Below are 15,802 nucleotides of genomic sequence, written 5' to 3' on the forward strand. Positions count from 1 at the left end.
TCCTTGGCTTCGGTTGTTGTTTCAGGGTGCGGCGAGCGTGGCCGGGATCGCGCGCGGGGTGCCTGTCGCCGGACGGTCCTGCCGCTGCGGGCTGCCGGTGGCCAGACAGTGCTCGACGACCCAGTCGCCGACGGACTGCAGGAAGAGCTGCTGGCCCTTCACCGTGCAGACGGTGTGGTCCACGTCCCGCATGAACTCGTACTGCAGGCCCTGCATGAACGGTTCGCGGCGCAGGGCGCCGAGCTGGTCGCGGTCGCGGTCGCAGACATGCAGCGATCCCGAATACAGCAGCTGCACCGCCACCTCGCGTTCGACCAGCCGCTTCATCGTGGCTTCGAACCAGATCGCGTTGACGTTGGGCGGCCGCCGGTCCACGAAGTAGCCCGGCAGCGGCTTGCCCACCGTGCTGCCCGGCAGATGGCGCAGCACCCAGCGCCGCGCCTTGCCGGGGAACGACGGGTGCAGCGGCGCCGCGAGCGCGCGGCGCACCGTGAGCTCCCAGCGCGTGCGCCGCTGGGGGAAGGCAAAGCCGTCGAAGAGCGAGAGCGCCACCATGCGCGCGTCCACCGCGGCGGCCGACATGGCGTGCTCCACGCCCGAGCACATGGCCACGGTCGCGAACTGGCCGATGCCCTGCATGCGCTGCACGAGGTCCATGGCGGCCTGCAGGCTGTGCACCGCGCGCGTCTGCAGGTCGGGTCCGGTGTCCAGCGCCTCGCTGTCGCCAATGCCGCCCAGGTCGAAGCGCAGACTGCCCACGCCGCGCGCGGCCAGGAGGTGCGCCAGCTTCACGTTGATGCGGCGCGGCCCGACGCGGTGGTTCGCGCCCATGTTGAACATCAGGCAGGCAACCGGCGCCGGCACGCGCTGCGCGGGAAGGGTGAGCATGCCCATCAGTGCGTTGCCGGGGCCGAAGCACACCGGGGTCTGCGTCATGTCATTCATGGATGGCTCCCTGCAGGCGGTTGAGCGCATCGGCCGGCACCATCGCGCTGTGGGGAAAGGGGTCGGACGTCCAGTCCAGCGGGTGGCTCAGGTAGGCCAGGCGCACCGGCATGTGGCGCGACTGCTGCTCGGCCGCCCATTGCGCGGTGGACGTGTCGTCGGGCGGGGCCAGCACCAGGGTGTCGTGCAGGGCCGTGAGCGGCAGCGACTGCGGCGTGAGGGCGCGCAGCTGCGCCTGCAGCGCCGGCGAGAGACGCACGCCCAGCGCCTCCTCGGGCAGCGCATCCGGTTCCCGCGCGAGGTTGCGGCGCCAGGACAGGTCGGGAATGCAGAAGGTCGTGTCGATCGCCTCGACGTGCCGTTCGCGCAGCAGGCGCGCGTAGCCCGGCCCGTCGATCACCGGCTCCCAGAGCACCAGCCGCGCCGGGTCGCAGCGCCCGTTGCGCGCGGCCAGCACGGCCAGCGTGGCGCCCAGCCGCGCGCCGATCCACACGATGGCGGCATGGGGTGCGTGCCGCCGCAGCTCCTCGTGCGCCGCGCACAGGTCGCGGCGCCAGCCGTCGAGTTCGCCTTCGCTCTCGTCGCCCGGCGAGTCGCCGGAGCCGTAGAAGTCGAAGCGCAGCGTGGCGATGCCGGCGCGCGCGAGGCGTTCGGCCAGCACCTTGAAGAAGCGGTGGGTGCGCAGGCCCTCCTGCCCGAAGGGCGGGCACAGCAGCACCGCGGTGGGCTCGTCCCGGTGGTCGTCGGCGGCGTGGAACGCGCCGAAGACCTGGCGCGAGGCCGGTCCGAACATGAGGGGCGTGAAGAGGGTCATGCGACACCCCCTGCGCATCGCGCCTCGCTCATGCCCTTGCGCGGATTCAGGGGGCGCATGCGGCGGCCTTCGGGGTCGGCCTGCGAGGGCCGGGCGCGGGCTTCGGTATGGCGCCATTCGGCGAGCGAGCCCACGCTGTCCGCCCGCGCGGGCGCGGGCCCCAGCGCCAGCACCAGGATGCGACCGGCCACCGGCAGCTCGACGCTGCGGCTGTCCGGGGTCAGGCCCACGTCGAAGCTCTGCGGCGACACCAGCAGGCCCACGCCGATGGCCTTCAGGCAGGCTTCCTTGCGGGTCCAGCAGGTCAGGAAGGCGCGGTCGCGTTCGTCGGCGGGCAAGGCGGCCAGCGCCTCCTGTTCGCGCCGCGTGAAATGCGCCGCCGCCAGGTCGGCCGCGTCCGGCATCGGGCGCAGCAGCTCGACGTCGGCGCCCAGCGGGCCGCGCCCGCCGATGGCGATCAATGCCAGGCCCTGGCTGTGGCTCAGCGAGAACTGGGTGCGCGGATGCCCCGCCAGCGACGGCTTGCCGAAGGCGCCGATGGCCAGCGTCAGTGCGTCGGGGGCCAGGCCCGTGTACGCGCACAGCGCCTGGCGCAGCGCGACATGGGCCGCCACGAAGCGCTGCCGGTCGACGGGAAAGCGCAGGTTCTCGGCGCGTGCGCGCTCTTCCTCCGACAGGACCTGGGCGGGCAGGGTGTCGGTGAAGTTGTCCAGCTCGACGTACCGGCAGACCGGTGCGTCGATGGACAGTGCGTTGGCGGCGCCGGTCATGGTCACCCCTTGCGCAGCCAGCTGCCGAGTGCGCCGAGCAGCCCGCCGCGCTGTGCATGCGCGGCCGTGCCGGCGGCCAGGTCGGCGAGGTCCGAGGGCACGCCGTGCGGCGTGCCGTGCGCCGAGGACGCGATCTGCCCGAGGTTCTCGAACAGGTAGCGGCGCGGCTCCACGCGGTGCCCCAGCGTCTGCGCCGCCTGCTGCACGGCGCGCAGCACCAGCAGCGAGTCGCCGCCGAGGTCGAAGAAGTTGTCGCTGGCGCGGATCTCGTCGACGTCGATGCCGATCACGTCGGCCCAGATCTGGGCCAGCTGGGCGTGCTCGGGGCTGAGCAGTCCGCGGTTCGCCTCGCGCGCGTCGCCGTTGAGGGGCTCGGCCGGCGCACTCTTGTCCGCCTCGCCGGCCGCCAGCTTGCGTAGATAGCGCGCGCTGGCCGAGCCTTCGGTGCTGGCGATCTCCGCGAGCGTGGCGTTCGGGTGGTCGGCGACGCGGCCCAGCACCTCGAGATAACGCTCGCGCAGCTGGGCGCCGGTCTCGCGCAGGTAGACGTCGGCGTTGTAGAGCAGCGCGCCTTCCAGGCCGTGCGGCTTGTCCATCAGCCACACGCCGACGTCGTCGGTGGCGCCGTGCTGCATCACGTGCACCTGGCGGGTCTGCAGGCTGCCGACGGTGCGCGCGCGCTCGCGGGCGTCCTGGAACGAGAACATCGCCTGGTAGGGCCCCGAGGCCTTGATCTGTCCCGCATAGCCGGGCTCGGCCATCAGGCGCTCGAACGGCACCTGCTGGTGGTTCATCATCGACAGCAGCTCCTGCTTCACGTAGCGCATGAAGTCGGGCAGCGGCAGCGCCATGTCGACCGCGAGCGAGACTGGCAGCACGTTGTTGAAGAAGCCCATGACGTCTTCCGTCTCGGCCTGCTGGCGCCCGCGCACCGGGTTCGCGATGACGATGGCGTCGTTGCCGGTCGCCTGGGCCATGGTCAGCGCGTAGATGCCGAAGGTCAGCATGCTGAGCGTCACGTCCATGTCGCGCGCCACCTCGCGCAGCCGCTGCGTGCTCTGCAGGTCGATGTGGATCCAGTGCGCGCCGCCCTGGCCGCTCTTGCCCGCGCGGCGCGGCATGTCGGTCTTTGGCGGGCGCACGGCCCTGGCGCTTGCGAGCCGGCCGCGCCAGAACGCGAGCTGCTCCTCGCAGGCCGGCTCGGTCAGCCAGGTCTCCAGCCACTCGGCGTAGTCGCCGTGGGTGGTGGCGAGCGCGGGCAGGTTGTGCGGACGGCCGCGTTCGGCGGCGTCGTAGAACGCACCCAGCTCGCGCTGCATCAGGTCGAAGGACCAGCCGTCCCAGATCAGGTGATGCGGCACGAACAGGAAGACGTGTTCGTTGTCGTCGAGCTGGAACAGGGTCGCGCGCATCATCGGCGCGCTGTGGATGTCGAGCGGCCGGTCGGCCAGCTCCTGCATCTGCTCGGCCAGCTCGGCCTCGCGTTGGTCTGCGGGCAGGCCGCGCAGGTCGACCAGCGGCAGGGCGAACTCCACCGACTCCGCGATCGATTGAATCGGACGTCCCGTGTCCTCGTCGAAGCCGATGCGCGTGCGCAGCGACGGCTGGCGGCGGATCATTTCGCGCAGCGCGCCTTCGAAGCGCGCGGCGTCAAGCTTGCCGGTGAGCCGCTGCGCCGAGGGCGCGTTGTAGACCGACCGGCCCGTGTACAGCTGCTCCATGAAGCGAATGCGTTCCTGCGAGGGCGTGAGCGGTGCGCTGCGGCGATCGGGGTGGCAGGCAATGGGCGCCTGCAGGCCGACGCCCGCGCCCTGCAGCGCCTCGATGACCGCGGTCAGCTTCTCGGCCGTGGGCGCCTCGAACAGCGCGCGCAGCGGCAGCGTGACCTGGAACTCGCGGCTCAGCAGCGTGGTGAGCCGCGCGGCCAGCAGCGAGTGGCCGCCCATGGTGAAGAAGTTGTCGTGCATGTCCAGGCCCGGCAGGCTCAGCACCTTCTCCATGACCGCGAGCACCTTGCGCTCGTGCGCGTTGCGCGGACCGGCGCCGCGCCGCACTTCGTTGCGCGCCACCGCCTGCGGCGGCGGCAGCGAGACGCGGTCGACCTTGCCGTTGGCCAGCGTGGGCAGGGCGTCGAGCGTCACCACGTGCTGCGGCAGCATGAAGGCCGGCAGGTGCTTGCGCAGGTGCACCATCAGTGCATCGAGGTCGAAGCCGCCGCCGGGCAGCAGCGCCAGGTAGGCCACCAGGCGCACGTCGCCGGGGTTGTCCTCGCGGGCCACGACCACGCTGCGCGAGACGCCGGCCACTTCGCAGCAGCGCACCTCGATCTCGCCGGGCTCGATGCGGTAGCCGCGCACCTTGACCTGGAAATCGAGCCGGCCGAGGTGGTCGAGCAGCCCGTCGTTGCGCCAGCGGCCGCGGTCGCCGGAGCGGTAGACCTTCTTCGTGGCGCCGAAGATGCGCACCGTGACGAAGCGCTCGGCGGTCAGTGCGGGGCGGTCGAGGTAGCCCAGCGAGACGCCTTCGCCCGCGATGCAGATTTCGCCGGGCACGCCGATCGGGCAGGGCTGCAGGTCGGCGTCGAGAATCCAGATCTCGGTGTTGTCGACGGGCCTGCCGATCGAGATGCCGCGCGAGGCGATCTCTTCGGGACGCACATGCCAGGCCGTGGAATACACCGTCGTCTCGGTCGGGCCGTAGCCGTTCCACAGGCCTTCCATGCGCTCGCACAGCGCCAGCGCCATGCTCGGGCGCAGCGCCTCGCCGCCGGTCCAGCCGCGGAAACCGGGTGTGCCGCCGGCCCACTGGGCATCGAGCAGCAGCTGCCACATGCCGGGCGTGGCCTGCAGCAGCGTGATCTGTTCGTCGTCGAGCGCCTGCGACAGGCGGTTGCCGTCCATCGCGACCTCGCGCTGCACCATCACCAGCTCGGCGCCCGCCGCCAGCGGCAGCAGCAGGTCGGGCACGGCCATGTCGAACGACAGCGTGGTGACGGCGGCGATGCGGTCGGACGGGCCGATGCCCGATTCGCGCTGCATCCACTGCAGCAGGTGCGCCACGCCCCGGTGGTGCGCGATGACGCCCTTGGGCAGGCCGGTCGAGCCGGAGGTGTAGATCACATACGCGGCGTCTTCGGACCCGGGGTCGTCGCTGCTCGGCGGCAGCGCGTCGCCCGAGAGCTGGCGCCAGGCGGTGTCGCGATCGATCTCGAAGACGCGCTGGTCGGCGTCGGCGCGCCAGTCGCGCGGCGCCACCGCGATGTCGGACGAGGTCAGCATCAGGCTGAGGGTGGCGTCGCTGGCGTAGTGGTCCAGCCGCGCCTGCGGAAAAGAGGTGTCCATCGGCACGTAGGACGCCCCCGCCTTGAGGATGCCCAGCATGGCGACGACCATCTCCAGGCTGCGTTCCAGGCACAGGCCCACGCGCTGGCCGCGGCCCACGCCGCGCGCACGCAACGCACGCGCCAGGCGGTTGGACAGCGCGTCGAGCTCGCCGTAGCTGCAGCTGCGCGCGCCGTCGCGCACCGCCGGGCGGTGGGGCTGCTGCGGCACGCGCGCCACGAAGCCGGCGTGCGCCAGCGGCGCGCCGCGCAACGGCACGCGCGCGGGCTGCAGCGCCAGCAGCGCACGCGCGGCGCCGGCGGACAGCACGTCGAGCCCGCCGATGGTGTCGTCGGGCTTGTGCGCGGCCGACTGCAGCACGCACTCGAACATGTCGAGCCAGCGCTGCACGCTCACGTCGTCGAACAGGTCGGTGTTGTATTGGGCTTCGACCTGCAGGCTGCCGGCGTGCGGGCGCAGGTTCACGAAGAGTTCGAAGTTCTCGTAGCGCCGGGCGATGGTGTCCTGCACCACGTCGAGGGTGGTGAAGGCCTGCGCACTGCTCGCCACGTCGGGGTCGACATTGAAGGTCACGCTTACCAGCGGCAGCCGGCTCGGGTCGCGTTCGAGCGAGAGCTGCCCCAGCAGCGCGCCATAGGTCAGGGCCTGGTGATCGAAGGCATCGAGCACGGCGGTGCTGCATTCGTCCATCAGCGCGTCGAAGCGCATGGCCGGATGCGCGGCGATGCGCAGCGGCAGCAGGTTCACGCAATGGCCGACCAGGCCGGGCACGTCGTGCGCGAGCTGGCCCGAGGTCGGAATGCCGACCACGATGTCTTCCTGGCCCGTGAGGCGGTGCAGCGTCGCGACGAAGCCGCTGAGCAGGCCCGTGAACAGGCTGACGCCGGCCTTGGTGCTCGCGATGCGCACGGCGCCGACCACGCGCCGGTCGAGCAGGCGCTCGGCGCGGCGCGAGTTGAAGGTGCGCGCGGCGGGGCGGGGGCGGTCCAGCGGCAGATCGAGCACGGGCTGCGTGTTGCCGGCAAAGCGCTCCAGCCAATAGTCGATGTGCGCCTGCATGTCGGGGCTCGCGGCCGCGACGGCTTCCTCGGCGGCGAAGTCCGCGAAGAGCGGTGCGGCCTTGAGCTTGAGCCCGATGCCGGTTTCCTCGGCATAGAGGTGGCCCAGCTGCTCGGTGATGACCGCCCACGACCAGCCGTCGCAGACCACGTGGTGCGCCGACATCACGAGCTCGTGCTCGTCATCGCCCAGGCGGTACAGCACCGCCCGGAACAGCGGCCCGTGCTCGAGCGAGAACGGCGTGCACACCGCCTCGTCGTGGGCCGCGTGCAGCGCCTGCGCGAGGGCCTCGGGCGCCAGCCCGCCCAGGTCCTGGCGGACCAGGTGGTTCCCGGCCGGCGGGCTGACCAGCATGAAGGTGCCGTCCGGCGAGATCGTGGCGCGCAGCGCCTGGTGGCGTTCGAGCAGCCGGTCGGTGGCGCGCGCCAAGGCGTCGCCGTCCAGCGCGCCGCGCAGGCGCAGCACGACCGACTCGTTGTAGGCCATCGAGGCCTCGGGGCTCAGCGTGGCGCCGAGCCAGATTTCGCGCTGCGACTCGGTGGTCGCAATGATGCATTCGACGAGGCCACCGCTCGCGGTGGGCTTGAGTGCGGCGTTCATGCTGCGGCCTTTCCGTTGATGAGGCGCTCGTGCAAGGCGGCGTCTTCGGGTACGTACCAGTACGGCTGGCCGTCGCTGTCGCGGGCCAGCACGCTGCCGTCCTCGACGGGCTTGCGCGCGTCGAAGCGGGTGGGGGCGGGAGCGCGGCGCGGAAGGAAGCCGGATTCCTGCATCTCGGCGACCGACTCCTTGAAGGCGCGCTGCAGGAAGGCGATGTCCTCGGCGCTGTGCGCGCTCGTGAGGAAGCACGGGAAGTTGTCCAGGATGTGCACGCCGCGGCTGCGCATCATGGCGAACAGCAGGTCCTGCAGCGGCTGGTCTTCGAGCCAGCTCACGCGCCACAGCGACGCGAAATGGCGGATCTCGATCGGCGCGCCGACCTCCTGGCACCAGCCCGAGAGTTCCGTGGCCATGGCGGTCGTGCTCGCGTTGAGCCCGGCCTGCAGCGCGGGCCCGGCCTCCTTCAGGTGCGTGAGCGAGGCCTTGGCCGCGGCGAGCGCGAGCGGATGGCGCACGAAGGTGCCGGCGAAGTAGGTCACGCCCACGCCCGGGATCGAGTCGTCGCCGTACTGCCAGGCGCCGCCGTCGAGCGCGTCCATGAACTCGCGCTTGCCGGCGATCACGCCCACCGGAAAGCCGCCACCGATCACCTTGCCGTAGGTGGCCAGGTCGGCGCGCACGCCGAACAGCTCCTGCGCGCCGCCCAGCGCGCTGCGAAAGCCGGTGATGACCTCGTCGAAGATGAGGCAGCAGCCGTTCTTCGCGGTGACGTCGCGCACGTCATGCAGGAACTCGCGCGGCTGGAAGTCGGGGCGGCGGCTTTGCACCGGCTCGACCAGCACGGCCGCCAGGTCCGCGGCGTTGTCGCGGATGAAGGCCAGCGCCTCGGGCGTGCCGTAGTCGAGCACGCGGATGTCGCCGAACATGCCGCTCATCACGCCGGGTGCGGCCGACAGGCCCTTGCCGCCCTTGCCGGCGCGCACCAGCACTTCGTCGAAGGTACCGTGGTAGGAGCCCGTGAAGGCGACCACCGTGCTGCGGCCGGTGACGGTGCGCGCGATGCGCAGCGCCGCCATCACGGCCTCGGAGCCGGTGTTGCACAGGCCGGCGCGCTCGCTGCCCGTGAGTTCGCAGATGAGGCGGGTCACGTCGGCCGCGAGCGGATGCTGCGGCCCGATCTCGTAGCCCGCATCGAGCTGGGCCCGCACGGCGTCCTGCACGAAATCGGGTTGCCAGCCGAACAGGTTCAGCCCGAAGCCGTTGAGCGCGTCGACGTACTCGTTGCCGTCGAGGTCCCAGAGCCTGGAACCCTTGGAGCGTTCGATCACGATCTGGTAGGTGATCTCCTTGGTCAGCGGACGGAAGCCGTTGACCACGCGCGGATCGGCCATGTGGGCGCGGTTGTCCTCGGTGAAGCGCTTGCTCTTTGGCGTGCGCTCGACATAGCGCCGCACGAAGGTCGCCAGCCGCGCCTTCTGCCGCGCGCTGGGTTCGGCGGTGCGCTGGGTGTGGATGCGGGCGATGGCGCCGAAGGCCTTGTTGACGTCGTAGCGAAGCGGCGCTTCGGCGGGCGGCTGTGGCTGCGCGGCGGGTGTGGCCTCGGCCGACACGGGCATCGCCGCCACCGCCACTGGCGCGGCGGCGCCGGACAGGAGTGCGAGCTGCTGGCGCATCAGCTCCATCTGCTGCGCGATCACCTGGTTCAGCAGGCCGGTGGGCTGCGCAAGCCCTTGCGGTGGCGTTGGCATCGACACCTGCACAACGGATGTCGCAGGCATGGTGGGCGTGACGAGCACGGCCACCGGCTCGGCCTCGGGCGGCAGGCTCTGCAGCAGGTACGCGGCCAGCGCGTCGAAGCTGCGGTAGTTCTCCATCAGCTGGCGGAAGCTCAGCTCGACCTTGAAGCGCTTCTTGATCTGCGTGGCAGCCTGGGTCAACGTGAGCGAGTCCATCCCGATCTCGCCGAACGGGGCCTGGCCCTCGGCCTGGGCCATGTCGATGCCCGAGATGTCTTCGAACAGGGCCCGCAATCGGCTGTCGACCGACGCCGCGCGCGACGCCTCGGGCGGCGGGGAAGAAGGCAGAGGAAGGTCAGGCGAGGGCGCTGCAGCGGTCACGATCGGCTCCAATGAAACAGGCAGGACGGGCGCAAGGGCGGGCGACACCGGCGCGGCGGGCGCGATGTCGACCCACAGGCGCTTGCGTTCGAACGGGTAGGTGGGCAGGCACACGCGCCGGGCGCCGGCGCGCGGTGCGAGCAGGGCAAGGTCGACCTCGGCGCCGCAGGTCCACAGGCGCGCGGCGGCCAGGCGCAGGGTCCGGGTCTCGTCGGCCGGTTCGCCGTGCAGCAGCGACACCGCCACCGCGCCGGCCTTCGACGCCGGGGCCAGGTCTGGCAGGCGGTGCTGGCGCACCAGCGCGGCCAGCGTGTTGCGCGGACCGACTTCCACGAACACCGGATGGGTGGTATCGCCGGCGGCGCTCTGCAACGCGGGCGAGAAGCGCACGGTGCCGCGCAGGTGCTGCGCCCAGTAGGCCGGGCTCGTGGCCTGTGCGTCTTCGAGCAGGCGACCGGTGAACGTGGAGTAGAGAGGGATCTGCGGTGCGTGCAGCGCCACCTGACTCACGAGCGCCTCGAAGGGCGCCACCGCGGCGTCCATCATGGCGGAGTGAAAGGCGTGCGAGGTCTGCAGCAGCCGGCAGGCGACGCCCTCGGCTTCGAGCGCGGCCTGGAGTTCGGCGATGGCCTCGGTGGGGCCGGCGGCCACGCAGGCGCCGGGTGCGTTCTCCGCGGCGAGCGAGACTTGGGGCGAGGCCGCGAGCCGGGAGGCCAGCGCGTCCGCGCCGAGCCGCACCGACAGCATCGTCCCGGCGGGCTGCGCCTGCATGAGCGCGCCGCGGCGGGCAATGAGCCGGGCGGCATCTTCCAGTCGCATCACGCCGGCGATCACGGCCGCGACGAATTCGCCGACGCTGTGGCCGATCAGCGCGTGCGGGCGCAGGCCCAGCGACAGCAGCCGCCGTGCAAGCGCGTACTCGAGCGTGAAGAGCGCGGGCTGCGTGACGGCTGTCGGCGCGAGCGCCTGCGGGTCGTCTGCGAACAGGCGCTCGCGCAGGTCGAAGTCCAGCGCGCCCTCGAAGGCGCGCAGGCAGTTGTCGAACGCGGCCGCGAACACCGGGTCGCCGGCATGCAGCGCGCGACCCATGCCCGGGTACTGCGCGCCCTGGCCCGGGAACATGAGCACGGGTTGCGGCGCGCGCTCGGCGATCCAGTCGCTCACGCGCCACGCCGTGTTCTCCGAGCGCAAGGCCTCGATGGCCTGCGCCGCATCGCCGGCCACCACGGCGCGGCGGAAGGCATGGGCCTTGCGGCCGACGCACAGGGTGAACGCCGCGTCGCCCAAGCAGAGTTCGGGCTGTTCCTCCAGGTGCGTTGCCAGCTGCTGCGTCGCGACCGCCAGCGCGGCCTCCGAGCGTGCCGACAGCGCCAGCACATGGACGCCCGGCTGCGTGGTGCGTGCCTGCCGCGCCGGCGCTTCCTCGAGCACGACGTGCGCGTTGGTGCCCCCGACACCGAACGAGCTGACGCCCGCGCGGCGCGGCAGGTCGGCCCGCGGCCACGGCTGCAGTTGGTTGCTGACGTGGAACGGCGTGCGCGCGAAGTCGATCGCCGGGTTCGGCGCCGTGAAGTGCGCGGTGGGCGGAATCAGTTCGTGGTGCAGCGACAGCGCCGTCTTGATGAGGCCGGCGGCGCCCGCGGCCGTGACCATGTGGCCCACGTTGCTCTTGAGCGAGCCGAGCGTGCAGTAGCCCCGCGCGTCGGTGTGTTCGGCGTACGCGACGGCCAGCGCCTCGACCTCGACCGGGTCGCCCATCGGCGTGGCGGTGCCGTGCGCTTCCACGTAGGAAATGCTGCGCGCGTCCACGTCCGCCGCGGCCAGCGCGGCGCGGATCACCGCCGCCTGGCCGTCCACGCTGGGCGCGGTGAAGCTGGCCTTGGCGCCGCCGTCGTTGTTGACGCAGGCGCTGCGCAGCACGGCATAGACGGTGTCGCCATCGGCCTGCGCGTCGGACAGCCGCTTGAGCAGCACCACGGCGGCGCCGTCGCTGAACACGGTGCCCTTGGCCTGCGCGTCGAAGCTGCGCGTGTGGCCGTCGGGCGAGAGCATCGAGCCCTCGTTGTAGAGGTAGCCGCTGCGCGGCGGGCAGGTGACCGAGGCGCCGCCCGCCAGCGCCATGTAGCACTGGCCCGTGCGCAGCGCGTGGAAGGCCTGGGCCACCGCGACCAGCGAGGTCGAGCACGCGGTGTTGACGCTCACCGCCGGCCCGCGGAGGTTGAGCCGGTTGGCCACGCGCGTGGTGATGTAGTCCTTCTCGTTGGCCAGCATCACCTGGAACTCGCCGACGGCCTCCACGAGGTCGGGGCGCGAGGCGACGTGGCGCTGGAAGTAGGTCGCGTTGTACGTGCCCGCGTACACGCCCACCGGGCCCGGCGCTTCGTCGGGCACGTAGCCCGCGCGCTCCAGGCACTCCCAGCAGATCTCGAGGAACACGCGGTGCTGCGGGTCCATGAGCGCGGCTTCCTTCGGGCCGATGCCGAAGAAGGCGGCATCGAAGCCCTCGATGCCGTCGATCACGCCGCGCGCCCGCACGTAGGCCGGGTCGCGGCGCAGCGACTCGCCGACGCCGGCGTCCAGGCTGGCGTCGTCGAAGAAGCTGATGGTGTCGCGCCCGGCGACGAGGTTGTCCCAGAACTGCTCCACATCGCCCGCGCCGGGGAAGCGACCGGCGGTGGCGATGAGAGCGATGGGCTCGGGGACGCTGGCGGCGTCCTCGCGCACGGGCACGGGGTGTGGCGCCTGCGGCGCCTCGCCAGCGGACTGCAACTGCGCCGCGATGGCGCCCGGCGTCGGGTGGCGGAAGAAGAGGTTGGTCGACAGCGGCGGCGCGCCTTCGCGCTGCAGGTCCGCCAGCACCTGCAGCACCAGCAGCGAGCTGCCGCCCAGGTCGAAGAAGTTGTCGTGGCGCCCGGCCTTGTCGATGCCCAGGGCGCGCGCGAAGGCGTCGCAGACCTGCTGTTCGAGCGCGTCGCGCGCGGCCTCGAAGGGCTGCGCGAGTTCGGGGCGCTCGGCGGTTGGTTCGGGCAGGGCGTTGCGGTCGAGCTTGCCGTTGGGCGTGACGGGGAGTTGCGCAAGCCACACCTGCGCCGACGGAAGCATCACCGCGGGCAGGCGGGCCGCCAGGTGCGCGCGCAGCGTGTCCCATGCCAGCTTCTGCGTGCGGGCGACCAGGTAGGCGACCAGGCGCAGCTGACCGTCGCGACCGGGCCGCGCGACCACCGCGCAGGACTGCACCGCGGGGTGCGCGAGGATGGCCGCCTCGACCTCGCCGGTCTCGATACGGTGGCCGTGGATCTTGACCTGGCCGTCGATGCGGCCGATGAATTCGATCGTGCCGTCGGGCAGCCAGCGGGCGAGGTCGCCGGTGCGGTAGAGCCGGTCGCCCGGCGCGCCGAAGGGATCGGGCACGAAGCGCGCGGCCGTGAGTTCGGGCTGGCCCAGGTAGCCGCGCGCCAGGCCGTGTCCGCCGATGCACAGCTCGCCCACGAGTCCGCTGGGCAGCAGCTCGAGCGTCGGGCTCAGCACGCGCAGCACGGTGTCCTTGATCGGGCGCCCGAGCGGCACCGAGCGTGGGCCCGCTGCGATCGCGGCGCGCTCGATGCGGTGGGTGGTCGCGAAGGTCGTGCACTCGGTCGGCCCGTAGCCGTTGCTGAGCGTGAGCCCGGGGAGCGCGTCGAGCGCGCGCCGCACATGGGGTACCGACAGCGCTTCGCCGCCGGTGAACAGGTGCGCCAGGCCCGCGAGATGCTGCGGATCGCCGTCGACCACGGCGTTGAAGAGCGAGGCCGTGAGCCAGGCGGTGTGGACCTCGTGGCGGGCGATGGTGCGTGCGAGGCCCGCGCCGGTGGGTACCCGTTCGTCGTGGATCACGCAGCGCCCGCCGTTGAGCAAGGGCCCCCAGACTTCGAGCGTCGCGGCGTCGAAGGCGAGCGGCGCCGCGTGCAGCATCGCGCGCCCCGGTGCGAGCTCGATGTAGTCGACATCGACGACCAGCCGCAGGATGGCGCGATGGCTGATCTCGATGCCCTTGGGTACGCCGGTCGAGCCCGAGGTGTACATGAGGTACGCCAGCGATTCGCCGTCGAAGGCCGGCGGTGTCCACGGCGCGGGGTCCGCGCCGTCTTCGGGCGCGTCGACCCGCACGGCGGTGCAGGGGGCCGGCACGAGAGAGGCCAGTGCCTCGATCGTCACGACCCGGGTCACGCCGGCCTGGTCGAACATCGTGGCGACGCGTTCGGGCGGAAAGTCGGTGGGTACCGGCACGTAGGCCGCGCCCGCCTTGAGGATGCCGAGCATGGCGACGATGGCGGCCACCGAGCGCTCGAACACCATCCCGACGGGGTCTCCCGCCTGTACGCCCGCGCGCTGCAGGCGCTGTGCGAGGCGGTCGCTGCGCGCGTCGAGCTCGGCGTAGGTCATCGTTTCGTCGCCTTCCACCAGCGCCACGGCGTCGGGCGTGGCCGCGGCCCGGCGGCGGAACACGGCGGGCACGGTGAGCGACAGGTCGGGCGCGGCGGGCGGCGTGGCCCAAGCGGCGAGCTGGTCGCGGCGGTCGGTGTCGGGCAGGGCGCGGATGTTGTGGAGCGCCGCACCGGGATGCGCCAGCAGATCGGCGGCGGTGTCGGCGATGGCTGCGAGCAGGCGGCTGGCGCAGGGCGCGTCCATCAGGCTCGCGTCGACGTCCAGATGCAGGCTGGCGGGGAGTTCTGTCCGGGCTTCGAGCCGCAGGGGCGGCAGGGTGTCGGCGGTGTGCGGCGTGGCCCGCCGGTCGAGGTCGAGCTGGGTCAGCCACGCGCTCGCGGTGCCGGGCAGCGACGTCGGCATGCCGTGAGACCCCGGCAGGGCCGCGCCCAGCCAGCGCGATTGCAGCAGCAGCCAGGCACCCACGAAGAGCGTGTCCGGCAGGTACCCCGTGGTGCCCAGCGAGGCGAGCCAGCGCTGCGCGAACCCGGCTTCGAGGACCAGCGAGACGCCGAGCCGTTCGCCTGCCGCCGCGCGCGCGGGCGGCGACACGAACAGATCGCCCAGCGTGGCCAGCGAGGCCACGGCGGCCTCCGGCGACGAAGCAATGTGGGTTTCCATGCAATTACCCGGCTGCAGACTGTGAATGGAAAATTCAATTGAAGGAATCGAATTGATTTCAATTGGATTTGGTTCTTGGTTTGTCGCGATCCTATGAACTTGGTGAGCCTTCTGTTTGTCTCTTTTCTCCATGTTTACATTTTGATATAAATATTTCCGAATCGAACTACCTAAGCCATGACATTTGAGGTACCAAGGCCATTTGTAGTGGGCGTTTTGTCACCCCTGTAGGAAGCCATGATGGAACGTCGATTCAAAAAAATGGCCATTCTTCTTCGCTATGTCTGCAGACCTGCGAGTCTGAATTTCGGCATCAATTCGATGAAAATTTCTAAAGTCAGACAAGTTTTGACGATTGACAAGAAACTTTTCGCGAATTGAGACAGTTGGAAGGAATCGGCATTCGAGCGTTGAGCACTCAGAATGGGGTAGATATTTTTCTTCCGTGGAATGGATTTTTATCTTTTGGGTAATTCGAGGGTGAATTTGAAAATTCTCAAAGGGCCTAAAAGATCTAATGAAAAATGTTACTTGCCATCTGATTTTTGGTGCCTGGGTTGCAATTTTTTCGTGATTCTTGGCGATCATTGAAATTAAAATGATGTCCATTGTTTTAATGAAATAGAGAGCAATGGGGGTCGAGGTACTTTCCCCTCTGTCAGCGCACGGAGCGCGGGGATGCATTGCGACAATCGCCGGCGAATTTCGGAAAGGCAGTCGCGCCATGGGTACCGGCATTGATCCCGGCTGATTTCTGTCGCGCCGGCCGGAAGGCCCGAACCGGGTCCGGGCATCGATGCAGCGGGCCCGTCATTTCGTCCGCAATTCACCGTCGGACCGCGGCGCGAATGCTTTGCGGGCACGGGTTTTTCAGGCCGGACGGACGGCGTTTTTCTCGACGCGACCGGCGGATCGTGGGGGCCGCGCCAGGTACCCGGTCCCAGGCAGGCGCTTTGTCACGCTCGCATGCACGCCGGGCAGGGCGCATGGCTCCCTCACCAAAGGGCGCTTCGCTCATGTGCGAAGGCGCGGCGATGCCTAAACTGGCCCTGCCATGCATCGTCCACTGTG

5 protein-coding genes are annotated in these 15,802 nt (G+C 70.8%); all 5 read right to left on the reverse strand.

Going from position 1 to position 15,802, the window contains the following annotated elements; genetic code table 11:
• Nucleotides 1-21: 21 nt before the first annotated feature.
• From AC07XP_RS23725 to AC07XP_RS23745, 5 genes are read right to left on the reverse strand one after another with little or no spacing between them, the layout of a single operon-like run.
• Entirely contained in the window at nucleotides 22-945 is a 924-nt protein-coding gene (locus AC07XP_RS23725) for an alpha/beta hydrolase family protein (protein ID WP_062473263.1), read from the reverse strand.
• Nucleotides 938-1,759, reverse strand: a complete 822-nt coding sequence (locus AC07XP_RS23730) for a serine aminopeptidase domain-containing protein (protein WP_495266054.1) — start codon at nucleotides 1,757-1,759, stop codon at nucleotides 938-940. Before AC07XP_RS23730 ends, AC07XP_RS23725 begins: the two co-directional genes overlap by 8 nt.
• Entirely contained in the window at nucleotides 1,756-2,529 is a 774-nt protein-coding gene (locus tag AC07XP_RS23735) for a 4'-phosphopantetheinyl transferase family protein (RefSeq protein WP_495266055.1), read from the reverse strand. Before AC07XP_RS23735 ends, AC07XP_RS23730 begins: the two co-directional genes overlap by 4 nt.
• Nucleotides 2,530-2,531: 2 nt before the next feature.
• Entirely contained in the window at nucleotides 2,532-7,529 is a 4,998-nt protein-coding gene (locus AC07XP_RS23740; protein ID WP_495266056.1) for an amino acid adenylation domain-containing protein, read from the reverse strand.
• Nucleotides 7,526-14,731, reverse strand: coding sequence for an amino acid adenylation domain-containing protein (locus AC07XP_RS23745; RefSeq protein ID WP_495266057.1), 7,206 nt, complete (start codon nucleotides 14,729-14,731; stop codon nucleotides 7,526-7,528). Before AC07XP_RS23745 ends, AC07XP_RS23740 begins: the two co-directional genes overlap by 4 nt.
• Nucleotides 14,732-15,802: the final 1,071 nt, after the last annotated feature.

Source organism: Variovorax sp. GW531-E2, assembly GCF_059423125.1.